We start from the raw sequence: 21,177 nt of genomic DNA on the forward strand, positions 1-21,177 counted from the left end.
ATGTTCTCCGGGCAGGGATCTCAGTATTACGGGATGGCTCGGGAATTATATCGCGCACACCCGGTTTTCGCGCGCACGATGCGGTCATTGGACACCGTCTTCGGCGATGCCGGATTACCGGGGGTACTGCGCGAGATCTACCGGGAGGACCGCACCGCGGCCGACCCCTTCGACACGTTGGCGTACACGCATCCGGCCATTCTCATGGTGGAGCTGGCCCTGGTCGAGACGCTTCGCGCGGAAGGGGTCCGGCCCGGCCACGTCCTGGGCGCGAGCCTGGGGGAGTTCGCCGCGGCGGCGGCGGCCGGCGTCCTGGACGTCGAGGACCTGGCGCGTTCCATCGCCGAGCAGGTCCGCCTGGTGGACCGTCACTGCCCGCCGGGCGGCATGATCGCCGTCCTCGACGACATCCGCGCCTACCGGACGCATGGCCGGAACGAGTCCCTGGACCAGCGGCTCAGTGGCGGTCTCGAACTCGCCGCGGTCAACTTCGACCAGCACTTCGTCCTCACCGGGGAGCCGGACCGGGTCGCCCGGCAGGAGGCCCGGCTGCGGGCGGACGGCCGGCTCTGCCAGCGGCTGCCGGTGACCTACGCCTTCCACTCGCGGCTCATGGACGTGGCGGCCGAGCCCTACCGCCGGGCCCTGTCCGGACTCCGGGTCCGCCCGCCCGCCGTGCCCTTCGTCTCCTGCGCCGCCGGGACCACCCTGGACGACCTCGGCGTCGACCACTTCTGGCGCATGGTCAGGGAACCGATCGATTTCCGGAAGGCCGTCCTGCACCTGGAGGGCCAGGGCCGCGAACTGCTCTATCTGGACCTCGGGCCCTCCGCCACGATGGCGAATTTCGCCACCCGGAACTTCGCGCCGGAATCCCGGTCGAAGGCTCTCGCACTGGTCGACCCGTTCGCCCGCGAAGGACAGAGCCTGGAGCGCCTGCGGGAGGTCGCCCGGCGCCCCCGACACCCAGCACCAGGAAAACCGGCACACCGTGGAGAGCGCATGAAGGCAATCATCTTTCCCGGCCAGGGTTCGCAGTCCCGCGGAATGGGCGCCGACCTGTTCCCACGCTTTCCGGAACTGGTCGCCGGTGCCGACGAGATACTGGGCTACTCGGTGGCCGAACTCTGCCGTGAGGACCCGGACCGCCGGCTCGACTCCACCGAATTCACCCAGCCCGCCCTGTACACCGTCTCCGCCCTCTCCTACCTGGACCGGGTCCGCGGGGGATGGCACGGCGCGCATTTCTTCGCCGGTCACAGTCTCGGCGAATACACCGCCCTCTTCGCCGCGGGCGCCTTCGACTTCCTTACCGGACTGCGTCTCGTCATGGAACGCGGCCGGCTGATGGGCAGGGTCCGCGACGGAGGCATGGCGGCCGTCATCGGACTCGACGAGGAAGAGATCCGTACCGTGCTCACGGAATCCGGCCTCACCGACGTCGACGTCGCCAACTACAACTCACCCGACCAACTGATCCTCTCCGGGGCGAAAGAGCGCGTCCACGGGGCTCGGGACGCCTTTCTGCGGGCCGGCGCCAGGAACTTCCTCCCGCTGAGGGTGAGCGGTGCCTTCCACTCCCGCTTCATGGAACCGGCCCGTGGGGAATTCGAGGAGTTCCTCGCCGGGACCGCCTTCGGCCCGCTGACCGTCCCCGTCATCGCCAACGTCACCGGGCGCGAGCACGTCCCGGACGGGCTGCGCCACGCGCTCGCCGAGCAACTGGTCCGGCCGGTCCGCTGGGAACAGGGCATCCGCCACCTCCTGGAGCGGGGCGTCACCGACTTCCAGGAGACCGGGCCCGGCACCGTCCTCACCCGGCTCGTCGACCGCATCCGCCAGACCCCCGCCCCGCAGCCCCCGCCCGCCGCGACCACCACCGCGCGAGCCACCGGACCGACCCGCACGGGACCCGCCCACACCGGCACCGGCCGGGCGGATTCCGGCCAGCGCCCGGACGGCGGCACCCCGCAGGCGCGCGGCCTCGGCAGCGAGGCGTTCCGTACGGCCTACGGCACCCGGTACGCGTACGCGTGCGGCTCCATGTACCGGGGCATCGCCTCCGAGGACCTGGTCATCCGCGCCGCCCGCGCCGGGCTCCTCGCCTTCTTCGGCAGCGGCGGCCTGGAACGGGCCCGCATCGCCTCGGCCGTCGACCGCATCACCGCCGAACTCGGCCCCGGCGCCCCCTTCGGCGTGAACCTGGTCCACAACCCGACCCTGCCCGCCGTCGAGGACGACACCGTCGACCTGCTCCTCTCCCGGGGCATCCGCACCGTGGAGGCGTCGGCCTTCATGAAGGTCACCCGCGCGCTCGTCCACTACCGGCTGAGCGGACTGACCAAGGGACCCGACGGAGAGGTCCGCATCACCCACCGCCTCATCGCCAAGGTCTCCCGCCCGGAGGTCGCCGAGAGCTTCCTCAGCCCGCCACCGCAGCGACTGGTCGGCCTCCTCGAACAGGAGGGCCTGGTCACCGCCGAACAGGCGGCGCTCGCCACCCAGGTCCCCATGGCCGACGACCTCTGCGTCGAAGCGGACTCGGGCGGCCACACCGACCGGGGCAACCTCCTCGTACTGCTCCCCGCCATGCAGCGCCTGCGCGACCGGATCACGGGCGGATTCAGTTACCCGGACCGGGTCAGGGTCGGCGCCGCCGGCGGCATCGGCACCCCCGAGGCAGCGGCGGCGGCCTTCCTGCTCGGCGCCGACTTCGTCCTCACCGGGTCGATCAACCAGTGCACCGTCGAGGCCGACATGAGCGACCTGGCCAAGGACATGCTCCAGCAGATCGACGTCCAGGACACCGACTACGCCCCGGCCGGCGACATGTTCGAACTCGGCGCCCAGGTCCAGGTGCTCAAACGCGGCGTGTTCTTCCCGGCGCGCGCCAGGAAACTCCACGAGCTGTACCGGCGCCACGCGTCGCTGGAGGAGATCGACCCCGAGACCCGCGCGCTGATAGAGCAGCGCTACTTCCGCAGGCCGCTGGCCGACGTGTGGCGGGAGACCCGGGAGTTCTTCGCGGAGCGGGACCCCGAGGAGGTCGAGAAGGCCGAGCGGAACCCCAAGCACCGGATGGCCCTGGTGTTCCGCTGGTACTTCGGGCACAGCCAGCGGGCCGCCATGGCGGGCTCGGCCGACAGCCGCGTCGACTTCCAGGTCCACTGCGGGCCCGCGCTCGGCGCCTTCAACCAATGGGTCAAGGGCACCAGGCTGGAGGACTGGCGCGCACGCCACGTCGACGAGATCGGCGTCCGCCTCATGGAGGCCACCGCCCGCCACCTGCACGACGCCCACGGGGCGGAGGCCCGCCGGTGACCGCGACGGCCCGGCACCGCCGGGACACCGCGCGGGGCACCGCCGGCCGGATCGCCGTGGTCGGCATCGGCTGCCGGCTGCCCGGCGCGCGCGACCACCGCGCCTACTGGACCAACCTCGACACCGGCGTCTGCTCCGTCCGCGAGATCACCCCCGACCGCTGGGACACCGGCCGCCACTACTCGCCCGACCCCTCCCGCCCGGACACCGCCGTCAGCAAGTGGTGCGGCCTCCTGGACCGTCCGTACGCCTTCGACCACGCCTTCTTCCGGCTCTCCCCGCGCGACGCCGCGCTGATGGACCCCCAGCAGCGCCTGGTCCTGGAGGAGACCTGGCACTGCGTCGAGGACGCCGGCATCCCGCTCCGCGACCTGAGCCGCGCCCGTACCGCCGTGTACGTCGGCGTGATGGCCCGCGACCACCTCCAGGAGACGGCCCGGGACGGTGCCCCGGTGGAGAGCCACTCGGGGCTCGGCGGTTACGACTGCCTGCTCGCCAACCGCGTCTCCCACACCCTCGGCCTGCGCGGCGCCAGCGTCTCCGTCGACGCCGCCTGCGCCTCCTCGCTCGTCGCCGTCCACTCGGGGATGCGCGCCCTGCTCGACGGCGAGGCCGACTACGTCCTCGCCGGCGGTGTCAGCCTCAACCTGCACCCGTGGAAGTACCTCTCGTTCTCCAAGGCGCGGATGCTCAGCCCCGAGGGCCTGTGCAAGACCTTCTCCGACGACGCCGACGGCTACGTGCCCGGGGACGGCGTCGCCATGGTGCTGCTGCGCCCGCTGGAGGACGCCGTCCGGGACGGCAACCACGTCTACGGCGTCCTCGCGGGCAGCGCCGTCAACCACGTCGGCCGCGGCGGCACGATCACCGCCCCCAGCGCCGACGCCCAGCGGGAGGTCGTCTCGGCCGCGCTCGCCCGCGCCGGATGGGAGCCGCGCACGGTCACCTACGTGGAGGCGCACGGCACCGGCACCTCGCTCGGCGACCCGATCGAGGTCGAGGCGCTGCACCGCGTCTTCTCGCCCGCGTCGGCGCAGACCGCCTGGTGCCGCATCGGTTCGGTCAAGCCCAACATCGGGCACCTGGAGGCCGCCGCGGGCGTCGCCGGGCTGATCAAGGTCCTGATGATGATGCGCGCCCGGACGGTGCCGCCGAGCCTCCACATCCGCGACCTGAACCCGCTGATCCGCTGGGCGGACAGCCCGTTCGAGGTGACCCGGCACAGCGTGCCGTGGCAGCCGCACCGGGAGGGGCAGCCGCTCCGCGCGGGGGTCAGCTCCTTCGGCATGGGCGGGGTCAACGCGCACGTGGTGGTGGAGGAATACGAGGAATGTGAGGAACACGGGGAACACGGGGAATACGGGGAATACCGGGAGCCGACCGCGGTTTCCCCCGTGCCGTCGGGCCGTGGTCGCCGTCCGGCGCGCGGACGCCACCCCTTCCTCCTCTCCGCCCGCAGCCCCCGCTCCCTGGGGCTGCTGCTCGCCCGCTGGCGCGAGGAGGCGGCGGCAGGCGGCTGGGCCGGGGAGCCGGCCGCCGACATCTGCCGTACCCTCGCGGCCGGCCGGGAGCACTTCCCGTACCGCTTCGGCGGGCTGGTCTCCGACACCGGGGACATCGCCGCCCTGCTGCGTTCGGCGCCCCCGTCACCCGCCGCCGTCGCCGGCCCCTGGCGCCTCGTCGTCGGGCCGCTCGCCGTGCCGCCCCGGCGCCGACTGGCCGGACTCCTCGCCTCCCCGCTCTACGCCGACGCCGTGGCCGGGCTGCGCGCCCACTCCCCGGCGAGCGCGGCGGGCCTGCGCGAGCTGCGCCGGGGCGGCGAGAGCCCGCACCACGCCTTCCTCTTCACCTATCTGACGGTACGTGCGCTGCTGGACGCCGGTTTCGCGCCCGGCACGGTGACCGGGCAGGGTGCCGGGGTGTGGCCCGCGCTCGCGGCGGCCGGCGTGCTGGACGTCCAGGACGCCGCCGCGCTCGCCCGGGGGGACGAGCCCGGGGGCTCGGTGGCACCGCGGGCGCCGCGGATCGCGTTCGCGGAGCCGGTCACCGGCCGTCTCCTGTCCCCGTACCGGCTGGACGCCGACTACCTCACCGCGCTCCGGGAGGGGCTGCGCGCCGGTGCGGACGAGGTGGCGGCGCTGCACGGGCGGGCGGCGCGGCTCGCCGACGTCCAGCACACCTTCCGTGGCCATCTCCGGGAGTGGGACCGGCTGTTGGCGGAGCGCGGCGAGGGCGGCCCGCGACTGCCGGGGGACGGTGACGAGTGGCGCCGGTCGGCCGGTGACACCGCCGGACCGGCGGCCACCCTCCGGGCGCTGGCGGTGCAGAACGCGCTCGACCTGGTGCACCGGAAGTGGGGCATCGACCGGGAACGGGAGATCGGCAACGCCGAGGCGCGGGAGGTTCTGGACCTGCTCGCCCTCGACGTCCTGACCCGCGAGGACGCCATCGCCCTGGTCCTCGGGGACGGCACCGTGCCGGCCGAGGTGGCCGAGCGGGCCCATGAGCGGCTCGGGCGGATTCCGGGGGAGGGGGGCGGCTGTCCGCTGCTGCGGGCGCGTTCCGCGCCGTCCGCCGGGGTCGACGAGCTGAGGTCCTGGGCCGCCACCCCGGCGGCGGAGTCTCCGGCGGACGCGGGGGAGGCCGTCCTCGCGGTCGGGGCCGTGGAGTCCGTCGCCGCGGAGGTCGTCGTCGACGGGCCCGAGACCCTGGCCGACTCGCTCGCCGGGCCGCTGCTGGAGCTGTGGCTGCGCGGCGTCGGCCTGGACTGGCGGCGCACCGGCACCGGGGCGCCGGGCCGCGTGCTCTCCCTGCCCACGACGGAGTTCGTACGCGGCGAGCACCGCTTGCGGCGGGAGACGGGCGCGGCGGAGGCCGCGCCGGGGACGGGGGGCCGGGTACCGGGGGCGGAGGCCCGGGTGCCGGGGGTGCGGGCGCGGGTGCCCGGGTCGGACGGTGACCTTCCGGCACGGGGGGACGGCGTCGCGCTCCGGGAGCTGTCCCGGCGTCTGCGGGACGCGCCGCTGCCGGAGGGGCGGCCCCGCGTCGGCGGGCCCCTGCTGATCGTCGTACCGGAGCGGTGCCACGAGGAGGTACGGGAGGCCGTGCGGGAGGCGCTGCCCGGGGACCGGCCGCGCTGGGTCCTGCTCGGTGGGGCGTACGGACACGACGAGGACACCGGCGCCTGGACGGTGCGGGCCGCCGAGGAAGGGGACTGGCGGCGGCTCTTCACCGCCCTGGAAGCGGAAGGCGAGGCGCCGTCCCGGATCATCCACCTGGTGGCGCCCCGGCCCGGCACGAGCGTCGGCGAACGGCTCACCGAGACGGTGTACGGGGCCTTCCTGCTGGCGAAGGCCGCCGGGGCCGCCCGCGAGGACGGCCGGACCGAGGTCATCTGCCTCCGCCCCGCGGGCGCGGGCGCACCCGGGGCGGGGGAGCCGGAGACGGCGGCGCTCGGCGGGCTCGCCCGCGCTCTCCGCCGGGAGACCGCCCGGGTGCGGCTCCGCACGGTGACCGTGGACGGCGGACCGGCCGATCCGGACGTCTGGCGGTGCGCGGCGGCCGAGTGGGGCGGTGACGACGACACGGTCCATGTCGCGGGTGGTACGCGCCGGGTGGCGCGGTACGAGGAGGCCGAGGGCGCCCCGGCCGCGTACACCGGCGTCCGGCCGGGCGGGGTGTACCTGGTCAGCGGGGGCGCGGGCGGGCTCGGCCGGATCGTGGCCGGGCACCTGCTGCGGACCGAGGGCGTCCGGGTGGCGCTGGTCGGGCGGTCCGAGCTGTCGGCGGAGCGGTCGGCGGCGCCGGCCGGGCTCCTCGGCGGGGACCATCCCCGGGCCGTCTACCTCCGCGCCGACGTGGCCGACGCCGAGCAGGCGGAAGCGGTGGTGGCCCGGGTGCGCGCACGGTGGGGGCGGATCGACGGGGTCCTCCACGCGGCGGGCGTGCTCCGTGACGGCCTGCTCGCCACCAAGGGCCTGGACGACGTCCGTTCGGTCTTCGCCTCCAAGGTCCTCGGCGCGGACCGTCTGGACCGGGCCACCCGTGACGACCCGCTGGACTTCTTCGTCCTGTTCTCCTCCGTGGTCGCCGTCTCCGGCAACACCGGGCAGACCGACTACGCCGCCGCCAACGCCTACCTGGACGCCTACGCGGACCAGCGGGAGCGCCTGCGCGGCCAAGGGCTGTGCTCCGGCCGGACGGTGGCCGTCGGCTGGCCCCTGTGGGAGGGCGGCGGCATGACCGTCGCCGAGGGGAGCGGCGGCGTCTTCCGGCCGGAGCGCGGGGTGTTCCCGCTGCCGGCGCCCGAGGGGCTGGCCCTCCTCGACCGGGTCCTGGCGGGTCCCGCCGGGCACCGTGCCTTCGTCCACGCCACCGGCGAGGGCGCTGCCTGGCTGTCGTCCGGCGGGCGGGAGGACCCCGGGCCGGTAGCGCGGGAGCGCGCGGCCGACGCCGGTGCGGGAGAGCCGCTGGAGCGGGCCGTGCGGTATGCGACCGGTGTCCTCGCCGGCCTGCTGGGTGTCGCGCCGGACCAGGTGGACGCGGACCTCGGTTTCGACGAGTACGGCATCGACTCGATCCGGGTCAGCCAGTTCAACGCGTGCGTGGAGCGGGACCTGGGGCCCGTTCCGCAGACCCTGCTCTTCGAGTGCCGCACCCTGGCGCAGGCCGCGGAGCGGATCGCCGCGCACCGGCCGGCGGAACTGGCCGCGTGGTGCGCCGATCAGGAGGGGACCGGGCGGGAAGACGCTTCCCGGTCCGGCGACGGGGGAACGGACACGGGGGTGAGGCCGGACGGTGCCGCCCCGGCCGTACGCCACGTCGTCACGGCGCGGGCGGAATCGGGCGCGCGGGCGGAGGGGGGAGCGGACCGCGAGGCCATCGCCGTCATCGGCATGTCCGGCCGCTACCCCATGGCCCCCGACCTGGACGCCTTCTGGCGGAACCTCGCCGACGGACGGGACTGCGTCACCGGCATTCCGCCCGCCCGGCGTACGAGTTGGGGTCTTACGGCCACCGGGGAGCTGCCGAGGGAGAGCGGCATCGACTGCTCCTCGGGCGGCTTCCTCGACGGCGTCGACCGCTTCGACCCGCTGTTCTTCCACATCTCGCCGCGCGAGGCGGAGGCGATGGACCCGCAGGAGCGGATCTTCCTGGAGGTCGCCTGGTCGGCCTTCGAGGACGCCGGGTACCCGCCCATGCGCCTCGGCGACCCCGACGACCCCGCGCAGCGCCGGGTCGGGGTGTTCGCGGGCGTCACCACGCAGACGTACCTGCTGTGGGGCCCCGAGCGGTGGAGCGCCGACGACCCGGTCATCCCCACCTCCACCCCGTGGTCCGTCGCCAACCGGATCTCCTACTGGCTCGACCTGCACGGTCCGAGCATGCCCGTCGACACCGCCTGCGCCTCCTCCCTGCACGCCGTCCACCTGGCCCGCGAGAGCCTGGCCCGGGGCGAGTGCGACATGGCCCTCGTCGGCGGCGTCAACCTCTACCTGCACCCCGCCAAGTACCGCTGGCTCTCCCAGATGGGGATGCTGTCGCGCACCGGACGCTGCCACGCCTTCGGGGAGGCCGCCGACGGGTTCGTGCCCGGCGAGGGCGCCGGCGCGCTGCTCCTCAAGCCGCTGCGCCGCGCCCTCGCGGACGGCGACCGCGTCCTCGGCCTGGTCCGGGGCACCTCCGTCAACCACGGGGGCCGCACCAGCGGTTTCACCGTGCCCAACCCGCGCGCCCAGGCCGAACTGGTCCGGGCCGCGCTGCGTGACGCCGGGGTGGCGCCCGAGTCGGTCGGGTACGTCGAGGCGCACGGCACCGGCACCGCGCTCGGCGACCCGATCGAGATCGCCGGACTCACCCAGGCATTCCGGGACGTGCCGGTCCCCGGCCGAGGGGAGGGCGACGGCTGCGCCCTCGGCTCGGTCAAGACCAACATCGGTCACCTGGAGTCCGCCGCGGGCATCGCCGGCCTGACCAAGGTGCTGCTGCAACTGCGCCACGGCACCCTCGTCCCCTCCCTCCACGCCGAACGGGAGAATCCGCGGCTGGACCTGGCCGGCACGCCCTTCCGCCTCCAGCGGGACGCGTCGCCCTGGCCCCGCAAGACCGGTGCCGACGGGCGTGAGCTGCCCCGGCGGGCCGGGATCAGCTCCTTCGGCGCGGGCGGGGCCAACGCCCATGTGGTCGTCGAGGAGTACCGGGGGCCCCGGGCGCCGCGCGGCGCCCCGGACGGGGAGCACCTGATCGTCGTCTCCGCCAAGGACGCCGAGCGGCTCCGCGAGCACTGCGCCAACCTGGCACGGCACCTCGCCGGGCCACACGCCGACCTGCGCCTCTCCGAGGTCGCCCACCAACTCCAGGTCCGCCGACAGCCGTTGCCCGAGCGGGTCGCGCTGCTCGCCTCCGACCCGCGCGAACTCGCCGGGCGCCTGGCCGAGGTGGCCGGGGGCCGTCCGCCGGCCGACCGCTGCTGGACGCCGGGGGACCGTACGCCCGCAGCGCGCCGGGCGGCGCGGGAAGCGGTGCCGGACGCGCTGGCCTCCCGCGACCTGGCCACGCTGGCGGAGTGCTGGGTGGCCGGCGCCGAGGTGCCCTGGGCGCGGCTCCACCCGGAGCCCCTGCGCCATGTGGAGCTGCCCGTCTACCCGTTCGCCCGGGAGCGGCACTGGCTGCCCGAGATCGTGCGGGGGGCCGCGGCGGAGGCCGGTGAGAACCCGGGCCGTGCGGAGGACGAACCGGGCCTGGATGAACCGGGCCTGGATGAACCGGGCCTGGATGAACCGGGCCTGGACGAACTGGGCCTGGATGAACCGGGCTTGGACGAATCGTCGGCTGTCCAGGGCCCGGCCGGACCGGTGGCTTCCCGGGGCCTGGCCGGTCCGGTGGCGGCCCTCCGGGACCCGGCCGGTCACCCCTTCGTGACCGGGGTCTCGGAGGCCGCCGGAGGCACCTTCGCCGACTTCACCGGCGAGGAGTCCTTCCTCGACGACCACCGGGTCGACGGGGTCCCGATCTTCCCCGCCGTGGGGTACCTGGAGATGGTCAGGGAGGCGACCCGCCTCCTGGGGCGGCCCGCGGTGCGCCTGCGGAACAACGTCTGGTCGGAGGCGATGACCGTCCCGGCCCCCGCCCGTTTCCACCTGGGCCTGGAGCGGGGCGCCGACACCTGGTCGTACGAGCTGTACAGCGTCGACGGCGACGGCGGACGCCGGGTGCACGGGCGGGGCAAGGCCGACACCACCGCCGCCGAGCCCGCCGGGGAGGACCGCTTCGCCGACCTCGACGGCATCCGGGGCCGGTGCGAACACCGCGCCGACGCCGGGGAGTTCTACGCCCTCGTGCACGGGCTCGGCCTCGGCCTCGGGGCCGCCTACCAGGGTGTGCGCCGGGTGTGGTGGAGCGAGGGCGAGGCGCTGACGGAGATCCGGCTTCCCGAGGCCGCCGAGGCCGGCGCGGACCGATTCTTCCTCCACCCCTCGATGCTCGACTCGGCGCTCCAGGCGTCGCTGTGGCTGATCGAGCGGCGCGAGGGGCGCGGACGGCTGCACCTGCCGTTCACCATCGGGTCCCTCGACGTGGCCCACGGCACCCCGCGCCGCGGGTACGCCCATGTCGTCGTCCGTGCCTGGACGGAGGCGGGGAAGAAGATCGAGGTACGGCTCTGCGACGAGCGCGGCCGGGTCCTCCTGACGGTCCGCGACTTCTGGCTCCGCCCCTGGCGCACCGCCGCCCCCGCCCCCGCCGCCCCCGCCGCCCCCACCCTCGCCCCCGAGCCCACGCCCGAGCCGGAGCCCGAGCGGTCCGCCGTCCGGCCGGCGGGGACCTTCTTCCGCCCGGCCTGGACCCCGGGCGGACCCCCGGCGGACACGCGCCGGGCACTCACCGGCATCCTCGTCCTCGCCCCCTCCCCGGCGGCGGGACACGCGCTCGCCTCGGCCGTCGCCTCCGGCGGCACGATCCCGGGCGTCGTGGTCACCCCGGGTGCCGCCTTCCACCGGTCGGCCGACGGCGGCGGGCGGCACACCGTCACCCTGCGCCCGTCCCACGCCGGTGATGCCGAGCGTCTGGCAGGGGAGTTGACCGACCTCGGAGTGCTGGGCGGGGCGCGTGGCCGGGAGGGCGGGCTCGGCATCGTCCACGCCCTGCCCGCGTCCGTGTTCACCGGCGGCGCCGACGCGGTGCGGGCGCAGCTCGACGACGGGCTGATGCCGTTGTTCCACCTGGTGCGCGCGTTGCTGCGCTCCGGCGACCGCGGCCCGGTCCGGCTGGTGTGCGCGTACCCGGGGACCGGCGGCGAGCAGCCCGGCTACGCGGCGCTCGGCGGCTTCCTGCGCACCCTCGCCCGGGAGAGCGTCCGCTTCTCCACCGCCCTCGTCGAACTGCCGGCCGCGGAACTGGCCGGCCTGGCCGGGGGCGACGCCGCCGCGCGGACGCTCGCGGCCGAACTGCACGGCGGGTCGGGGGCGTTCGCCGAGATCCGGCACCGGGACGGCCGGCGGGCCGTGCGGACCTGGACCGCGCACAGCACGCCTCTGACCGGGGGCGGGGCCGTGCTCCGCCCCCGGGGCGTCCATCTCGTCACCGGCGGCACGGGCGGCATCGGGACCCTGGTGGCCCGCAGGCTCGCCGACCGGTACGGGGCCCGCCTGGTCCTCGCCGGACGCTCGCCCCACGACGAGCGCGTCGACGCGCTCCTCGCCCGGATCGCCGAGGACGGCGGCGAGGCCCACTACGTACGGGCGGACACCTCCCGGCCCGAGGGCGCCGCCGACGCCGTACGCGCGGCACAGACGGCCTTCGGCGAGGTGCACGGCGTCTTCCACTGCGCCGGTGTGCTGCGCGACGGCTACCTGGTCCACCAGGACCCGCGGCGGCTCCGCGAGGTACTCGCGCCCAAGCTCTGGGGCGCCTTCCACCTGGACGCCGCCACCCGGGGGCAGCCCCTCGACGTCTTCTGCCTGTTCTCCTCGGTCGCCGCCCCGCTCGGCAGCGCCGGACAGGCCGGATACGCCTACGCCAACGGCTTCCTGGACTCGTTCGCCCGGTGGCGTGACGAGCAGTGCCGGCGGGGAGCGCGCCGGGGACACACCACGGCGGTGAACTGGCCGCTCTGGCAGGACGGCGGGATGACCGTCGACGACGAGGTACGGGCCTGGCTGCGGGCCGGCCTCGGACTGCTGCCGCTGGAGACGGGGCCGGCCCTGGCCGCGCTCGACGCCGTGCTCGACGGGCCGCCCGGTCCCGTCCTGTTCGTCGGCGGGGACGGCGCGAAGGTGGCGGAACTGCTCGGCGCGGAGCCCTCCGGGGACCCGGCGCAGGGGCTCGGAGGGGAGGGGGACGGCAGGCCGGCCGCGGCCGGGTCCCCCGTGGACGAGGGGGAGGACACGGTGGACCATCCGGCACCGGCACCGGCACTGCAGACGGCCCTGCGCGCCGTCCTGACCGACGAGGCGGCGGGCATCGTCAAACTCGATCCGGCGCGCATCGACCCGGCCGCCTCGATCGGCGACTACGGCTTCGACTCGCTCTCCTTCAGCCGCTTCGCCAACCGGCTCAACGAACGGCTCGGCCTGGACATCACCCCGGCCACCTTCTTCGAGTACACGACGGTCGACGACCTCACGGACCACTTCCTGGAGACCTTCCCCGACGAGATCGGCCGCCACGTCGGGGCCCCGGCAGCCGACGACCGCCCGGCGCCGCCCTCCGAGCCGGATCACCCCGCCGCGTCCGCGACGGCCACCGTCCGGGAAGCCGCCCCCGCCGCCCCGGCGCTCCCTTCGGACGCCGCGCCCGCCGGGCTTGCCGCGCCCGCCGGGCCCGAGCCGATCGCCATCGTCGGCATGCACGCCGAGATGCCCGGCTGCCCCGACCTCGACGCCTACTGGCGGCACATCGAGGCCGGTGACGAGCTGATCTCCGAGATCCCCGCCGACCGCTGGGACTGGCGCGACCACTACGACCCGACCGGACGGCGGGAGGGCACCACGGTCAGCAAATGGGGCGGATTCCTCCCCGAGGTCGACACCTTCGACGCCCGGTTCTTCGGCGTCTCGCCCCGCGAGGCCCAGTTGATGGACCCGCAGCAGCGGCTCTTCCTCCAGACCGCCCACCGGGCCGTCGAGGAGGCCGGCTACCGCCCCTCGGACCTCTCGGCCGGACGCACCGGCCTCTTCGTCGGCGTGGCCACGCACGAGTACTACGACCTGCTGCGCGAGGCGGGCGTGCCCACCGAGGCGTACACCACCACGGGGCTCTTCCACGCCATCCTGGCCAACCGGGTCTCGTACCTGATGAACCTCAGCGGCCCCAGCTTCCCCATCGACACGGCCTGTTCCAGCTCCCTGGTCGCGCTGCGGACGGCGGTCGAGTCGCTGCGGGCAGGGAGCTGCGACACCGCCCTGGTCGGCGGGGTCAACCTGCTGCTCTCCCCGACGATCTACGTCTCCTTCTCCCGGGCCGGGATGCTCAGCCCCGACGGGCGCTGCAAGACCTTCGACGCCGCCGCCGACGGGTACGTGCGCGGCGAAGGGGCCGCCGCCCTGCTCCTCAAGCCGCTGTCCGCCGCCGTACGCGACGGGGACCACGTGCACGCCGTCATCCGCGGCAGCGCGGTCAACCACGGCGGCCGGGTCAACACCCTCACCACCCCCAACCCGAACGCCCAGTCCTCCCTGATCGTCGCCGCCTTCGAGGAGGCCGGCGTCGATCCGGAGACCGTCGGGTACGTCGAGATGCACGGTACCGGCACCGCGCTCGGCGACCCGATCGAGATCAACGGCCTCAAGAAGGCGTTCCGCGAGCTGCGCGACCGCGCCGGACGGCCCCGGCTCACCGAACCGTGCACGGCGATCGGCTCCGTCAAGCCGGTCATCGGCCACCTGGAGGCCGCCGCGGGCATGGCCGGAGTGGTGAAGGCCGTCCTGGCGATGCGGCACGGCAGGCTGCCCGGCAGCCCCCACATCAGGGAGCTGAACCCGCACATCCAGCTCCAGGGCGGCCCGCTGCGCATCCCCCGGACGACGGAGCCCTGGCCGAGGCGCACCGGACCCGACGGGCGCGAGCTGCCCCGCCGCGCCGCGGTCAGCTCCTTCGGCTTCGGCGGCACCAACGGCCACGTCCTGCTGGAGGAACACCTCCCGCACACCCCCGGGTCCCCGCTCCCCGGGACCTCGCTCCCCGGCACCTCGCTCTCCGGGGCGAGCCCGGAGCGGGTGTTCGTGCTGTCGGCGCGCACCGGCGAGCAGTTGCGGGAGTACGCCGGGCGGATGGCCGCGGCGGTCGCCGACGGGCCCGCCGGTCCCGGCGCCGCCGACGCCGGCACGCGGACCGGTTCCGGCGCCGACGGGATCGAGCCGGAGCTGATCGCCCTCGTCGCCGACGCGCTCGGCGTGCTCCCGGACGAGGTGCCCACCGACGAGCCGCTGGGCGACCTCGGCCTCGGCCCGCTCGCCTTCGGCGCGCTGCGCGAGTGGATCGCGGACCGGTGCGGCCCGGCCGACGGCGGCGGGGAGCCCCTGGCCGCGTGCTCCGTGAAGGACGTCGTCACCCGCCTCGCCCCCGCGAGCCTTACCGCCCGCCGTGACCTGCGCGATCTCGCGTACACCCTCCACCTCGGGCGCGAGCACCGGGAACACCGTCTCGCGGTGGTCTGCGCCGACGCCCGCGACCTCGCCGCCTCCCTCGCGGCCTTCACCCGGGGCGAGGCGCCCGACGGGCGGACCTGGCACGGCGTCACCGGCCCGGCCACCACGCCCGCCACCGAGCGGGCCGCCGGGCTCCCGCGCCCGGACCGGGAGGACCCCCGGACCGTGGCACGGCGCTGGACCGAGGGCGCGGACATCGCTTGGGAGCGGCTGTACCCGGGGGAGCGGCCCCGCCGCCTCTCCCTGCCGCCGCACCCGTTCGCCCGTACCCGGTACTGGGTCCCCGGCGCCCCCGACCGCGAGCGCACCTGGACCCAGCGCGTCCGGCTGGACGCGTCGGACCGCCGGGTCCTTGAGCACCTGGTCCACGGCCGGCCGGTCCTGCCCGGCGTGGCGCACCTCGCCCTCGCCCACACCGCGCTCCGCACCCGCCGCACGGGCGACTTCCGGCTCACCGGGGCCGTCTGGCTGCGGCCCCTGGACATCGAGCCGGGGCACCCGCGCGAGGTGGAGGTGCGGCTCCGCGAGAAGGACGGCCTCGTCGAGTACGAGGTGGTCGCGTCCTCCGGCACGCGGACGCCCCCCGTCACCTGCTCCCGGGGCACCTGGGAGGAACGGCCCGCCGACTCGGCGTTCCCCGGCCCTGACCCGGTCGACCTGGCGGCGCTCCGGCGCCGCTGCCCCACCCGGCTGGACCGGCACGAGGTGTACGAGCGGTTCGGCGCCCTCGGCCTGGAGTACGGGCCGCTCTTCCGGGGCCTGCGCGAGGTCCGGGTGGGCGAGAGCGACGTCCTCGCCGCGTACGGCACGACGGAGGCGGGCACCGTACCCGGGGACCCGGCCTTCCACCCCACGGTGCTGGACGCCGCCCTCCAGGCCGTCAGCGCCTTCGACTTCACCACCCCGGAGGGCCGGGGTCCGACGCGGCTGCCCTTCGCCCTGGACTCCGCCGACCTGGGGGAGCCGCTGCCGGGCACCGGCCACATCCACGTGCACCGGGCCCCCGACGGGCGGATCGACGTGACCGTGCTGGACGACACCGGGCGCGGGTGTGCCGCGCTGTGGGGCGTCACCGTCCGCGAGCGACGCGCCGGGGACTCCGGGGACACGGGGGCCGCCGGGGATGCCGGGGCCGCCGAGCGCCCGTCCCACGACGAGCGGCGCCTGGAGCGGTTCTTCCACGAGCCCCACTGGGCCGAACAGCCCCTGCCCGGCGGCCCGGAGACGCCCCGGGCTCCGGAGGAGGGGACGCTCCTCGTCCACCCGGCCGACTGCCTCGGCCTGGACCGCGCCCTGGCCTCCCGCACCCGCGCCCGCCGCATCCGGCTCGGCGCCCCGGGCACCCCCACCCGGCCCCTCGCGGACGGCGCCTGGGAGGCCGACGCCCGCGACGACACCGCCCTGCGCGAACTCCTTCTCGGCGCCGGGGAGATCCGGCACCTCTGGTACCTCACCGGACCGCCCGTCCCCGACACCGAGGGCGGCTTCGCCGACCCGGTCGACGTGTTCTTCCGCCTCGTCAAGGCCCTGTCGGACACGGACCGTACGCCGTCGCTGCGGTCGCTGCGGGTCGTCACCGCCGGCGTGCACGACGTGGACGGCACCCGGACCGGCAACCCCCGCGCCGCCGGCCTCGGCGGCCTGTGCAAGACCCTCGCCAAGGAGTACCCGCACCTGGACGTCGGCTGCCTCGACCTCGCGTTGCCCACCGGCGGCGGGACGGAGCCGCCCGAGGGGACCGTGGACGCCCTCCTCGCGGAGCCCGCCCAGCGCGCCGGGGAGGAGGTCGCGCTGCGCGCCGGACGCCGCTACGTGAAGCGGCTGCGACCGGTGCCGCTCCCCGCTCCCTCGCGGCCCGTGTACCGGCAGGGCGGCACCTACCTCGTCGTCGGCGGCACGGGCGGGATCGGCCGCACCCTCGCGGAGCACCTGGCGAAGTCCGCCGCCGCCCGGCTGGTGCTGACCGGCCGCAGCGCCCCCGGCCCGGACACCGACCGCCTCGTGGCCCGCGTCGCGGAACTCGGCGGACAGGCCCTCTACGTCCCCGCCGACGTCACCGACCCCGCCGCCCTGCGGAACGCGGTGGAGGCGGGCCGGGCGCGGTTCGGCGCCTACCACGGGGTCTTCCACGCGGCGATGGTGCTGCGGGACTCCATCGTCGAGCGGATGGACACCGAGGCGTTCCACGCCGTCTACGGACCCAAGGCCCGGGGAAGCGCCGTCCTCGGCGCACTCTTCGCCGACGAGCCGCTCGACTTCCTGCTCTTCCTCTCCTCCGTGCAGTCCTTCACCGGCTCGGCGGGCCAGGGCAACTACGCGGCCGGCTCCACCGCCCAGGACGCGCACGCCCGGGAGCTGGCCGGCCGGGCCGCCCACCCCGTCCAGGTCGTCAACTGGGGCGTCTGGGGCGGGGTCGGCGCCGTGGCCGCCCCCCGCTACCGCGAGGAACTGCGGGCGCGCGGGTTCCGGCCCATCGAACCGGCCGACGGCATGGCCGCGCTGGAACGCGTCCTCGCCTCCGGCCGGCGGCAGGTCGTCGCCCTCGACGCGGACGACCACGTCCTGCACGCCATCGGCGTCCGCGACGACGGCCCCGCCCCGGCCGGTACGGCGCCCCGGCCCGCCGGCCTGATGGCGGACTCCGCCCGGCACCTCGCCGGAGAGCGGGCGTTGGAGGAGTTCATCGCCCGCGAGGTGTGCGGACTGCTGGGGGAGGCCGGGTTGTTCCGGCGGCCCGGACAGGAGCACCACGCGGCCGAACCGGCCCGCGCCCTCGGCGCGTCGCCCCGGCACCGGCGGCTGGTCGACGGGCTCGTGGAGGTGCTGGTCCGCGGCGGTTACGCGGTACGGGACGGCGACCGGGTCCGGGCCACGGCCCGCGTCCTCGACGCGGAAGGCGCCCGGAGCGGGGAGGCCGCCGCCGGGCTCCGGTCCGCCCACCCGGACCTGGGCGCCCGCCTCGACCTCGTCCGCGCCTGCCTGGACGACCTGCCGCGGGTGCTCACCGGCGCGCTCTCCCCGGCGGAGGTGCTCTTCCCGGGCGGTTCCGGGGAGCGGGTGGCGCCCGTCTACCGGGGCAGCCCCCTGGTCGACCACTGCAACCGGCTGCTCGCCGCGCACGTCGTGGACCATCTCCGCGCGACCGTCTCGCCGGGCCGGCGCCCCCGCGTCCTGGAGATCGGCGCGGGCACCGGAGCCACCACCGCCGAGGTGCTGGACGCCCTGCGCGCGGCGGGCATCGAGGCCGACTACGACTACACCGACGTGTCGGTGAGCTTCCTGCGCGAGGCCGGACGGCGCTGGGCCGGCCGGTCCGGCGTCCGCATGACGTTCCGGAGCCTCGACATCGCCCGGTCCGCCGGGGCACAGGGCTTCGAGGCGGGCGGCCACGACGTGGTGATCGCGGCCAACGTGCTGCACGCGGTGGCCGACCTGGACGGCGCCCTCGGCCGCGCGCGGGCCCTGCTCCGGCCGTCCGGACGGCTCCTGCTCACCGAGGTCACCCGGATGCTCGGCTTCCACACCGTCACCTTCGGTCTCCTGGACGGCTGGTGGGCACAAACCGACCCCGAGCGGCGCCTGCCCTTCTCCCCGCTGCTCGACGAGGAGATGTGGCGACGGCGGCTCGCCTGGGCCGGTTTCACCGGGGTGGAGGTGCGGGGCGAGGCGGACACGGTCGGCCGGCTGTCGCAACGGGTGATCACGGCCGTGCCGGACGCTGACGCTGACGCGGACGCCGACGCCCACGCCGACGGGCACGCCGGGCCGGTGACCGTGCCGGGTGCCGTGGACGTGGGGCGCGGCCCGGTGCCGGGTGCCGTCGAGAAGAGCCAAGGGCCCGTGACCGTACCGACGTCCGCGCTCGCGGACGGGCCGGGGGAGCCCGGGGACTTCGACCCGGCGGGACGGGTGGCCGGGCTGATCACGGCGCTGGCCGCCGAGGCGCTGGGCATGTCCGCCGCGGAGCTGGAGCCCGACCGGCCCCTGTCCTCGTACGGTGTGGACTCCATCGTGGGCGTCGAGCTGATCAACCGGATCAACCGCGAACTGGGCATCGTCCTCAAGACGATCGCCATCTTCGACCACCCGACGGTGAGGGAGCTGGCCGCCTTCGTCGCCGAACGGTACGCGAGCGCCGTCGGGGAGCGGCTGCGCCCGGCACCGGCCGAGGCGGCACCGGCCCCGGCCCCGGCGACGGCCCCGGCGACACCCCCGGTGCAGAGCGCCCCGGAGCCGAGGGGGAGGACGGCGCCGGTCGCGGTGGCCGGGGGCGGGTTCCGCGCGGTCCGTTTCGAGCGGCCCGGGAACCCGGCGGACCTGGCCGTCGTGCCGGTCGAGCCCGTCGCCCCGGGGCCGGGCGAGGTCGAGGTCGCGGTGCGGGCGTTCCCCGTCAACTTCTCCGACTTCCTCGCGGCCAAGGGCCTCTACCCGATGATGCCGGACTTCCCCTTCACGCCCGGCGTGGAGGTCTCCGGCGTCGTCCGCCGGGTGGGGCCCGGCGTGCGGCGGGTGCGGCCCGGCGACGAGGTCGTCGCGCTCACCCGGCCGGAGATGGGCGGCCAGGCGTCCGTCGTCCTCACCGACGACACCTTCGTGGTGCGCAAGCCCGCCCGCCTCACCCACGAGGAGGCGTGCGGCATGCCGGTGGCCTTCCTCGCCATGTGGCTGGCGTTCGAACGGGCCGGGGTGCGGGCCGGGGACCGGGTGCTGATCCGGGCCGCCACCGGCACCAACGGGCTGGTCGCCGTCCAGCTCGCGCGGGCGGCCGGCGCCGAGGTCATCGCCACCGCCGGAGGCCCGCGCAAGGTCGCCCACCTCGTCGGGATGGGGGTCGCCGACCCCATCGACCACGAGCGGTACGACGTCGTCGAGGAGGTGCGCCGCCGGACCGGGGGCGCCGGGGCGGACGTCGTCGTCAACACCCTCGGGGACGGCGCGACACAGGAGGGGCTCAACCTGCTGGCCCCGGACGGTCGGTACGTCGAGATCGCGGTCTTCGGCCTCCAGGCGGCCGGGGGGCTCGACCTGTCGCGGATGGTCGACAACCAGAGCTTCCACAGCTTCAACACGAAGAAGTACTTCCTCGCCCATCCCGAGCGGCGGGTCCCCTGCCTGGAGGCGATGGCGGAGCACCTGGAGGCCGGGACGGTCCGGCCGTACGTGGCGCACGTGGTGCCGTTCGACCGGGTCACCGAGGCGTACGCGCTGAAGGCGGAGCGGGGCACCATCGGCCGTGTCGTCGTCACCGTCCCCGACCCCGACGCCACGGCGGTGAGCGGGACCTCCCGCCCGGAGCGGCACTCCGAGGACGGGAGCCGGGCCCGGCGGAAGACCCAGGACACCACGGCCCCCGCCCCCGCTCCCGCCCCCGTCCCCGTCCCCGTCCCCGTCCGGGGCGACGACATCGCCGTCATCGGCATGTCCGGCCGGTACCCCGGCGCCGACACCCTCGCCGAGCTGTGGGACAACCTCGCCCGCGGCGAGTGCGCGGCCGGTGAGGTGCCCTCCTCGCGCTGGTCCGCCGAGCGCTACCACGACCCCGACCCCGCCCGCCTCGACACCACCTACTGCTCGCGGGGCGCCTTCCTCGACGACGTGGACGCCTTCGACGCGCCGTTCTTCGCCATGTCCGGCAAGGAGGCCGCGCAGACCGACCCGCAGCAGCGGCTCTTCCTGGAGGAGGCGTGGCGGGCACTGGAGGACGCCGGGTATCCGTCCGGCGCGCTGGAGGGGCGGCCCTGCGGCGTCTTCGTCGGCGTCGGCCCGAGCGAGTACCTCACCCGGATGAACCGGGCGGACGTCCTCAAGGAGGCCCAGTCCTTCTGGGGCAACGAGGCGTCCGTGCTGGCGGCGCGGATCTCCTACTTCCTCAACCTCAAGGGGCCGAGCCTCGCGGTGAACACCGCCTGCTCGTCCTCGCTGGTCGCCGTGCACCTCGCCTGCCGCAGCCTGCTCTCCGGCGAGTGCGAGACGGCCCTCGCAGGCGGCGTCTTCCTCACGCTCGCCCCGGACTACTTCGTCGTCGCCAGCAACGGCACGATGCTGGCGCCGGACGGCGTCTGCAAGACCTTCGACGACAGCGCCGACGGCTTCGGTCCGGGCGAGGGCGTCGGCGCGCTGGTCCTCAAGCCGCTGCGGGCCGCGCTGCGCGACGGCGACCACGTCCACGGCGTCATCAAGGGCTCGGCGATCAACCAGGACGGCCGCACCA

The 21,177-nt window shown here is 75.7% G+C and carries 2 protein-coding genes (1 of these 2 cut by a window edge); both read left to right on the forward strand.

The window, feature by feature from the left end; genetic code table 11:
- Positions 1-3,321: an ACP S-malonyltransferase gene (gene fabD, locus J5Y05_RS09815; RefSeq protein WP_281730704.1), complete on the forward strand. Its 3,321-nt coding sequence runs from the start codon at positions 1-3 to the stop codon at positions 3,319-3,321.
- On the forward strand, positions 3,318-21,177 hold the 5' portion of the coding sequence (locus J5Y05_RS32205; RefSeq protein WP_210870411.1) for an SDR family NAD(P)-dependent oxidoreductase. Its footprint extends 1,934 nt past the window's final position; only the first 17,860 of its 19,794 coding nucleotides appear in the window; its start codon is at positions 3,318-3,320; its stop codon lies beyond the right edge, outside the window. Before fabD ends, J5Y05_RS32205 begins: the two co-directional genes overlap by 4 nt.

It is taken from the genome of Streptomyces tagetis (assembly GCF_018069565.1).
Taxonomy (GTDB): Bacteria; Actinomycetota; Actinomycetes; order Streptomycetales; family Streptomycetaceae; genus Streptomyces; species Streptomyces tagetis.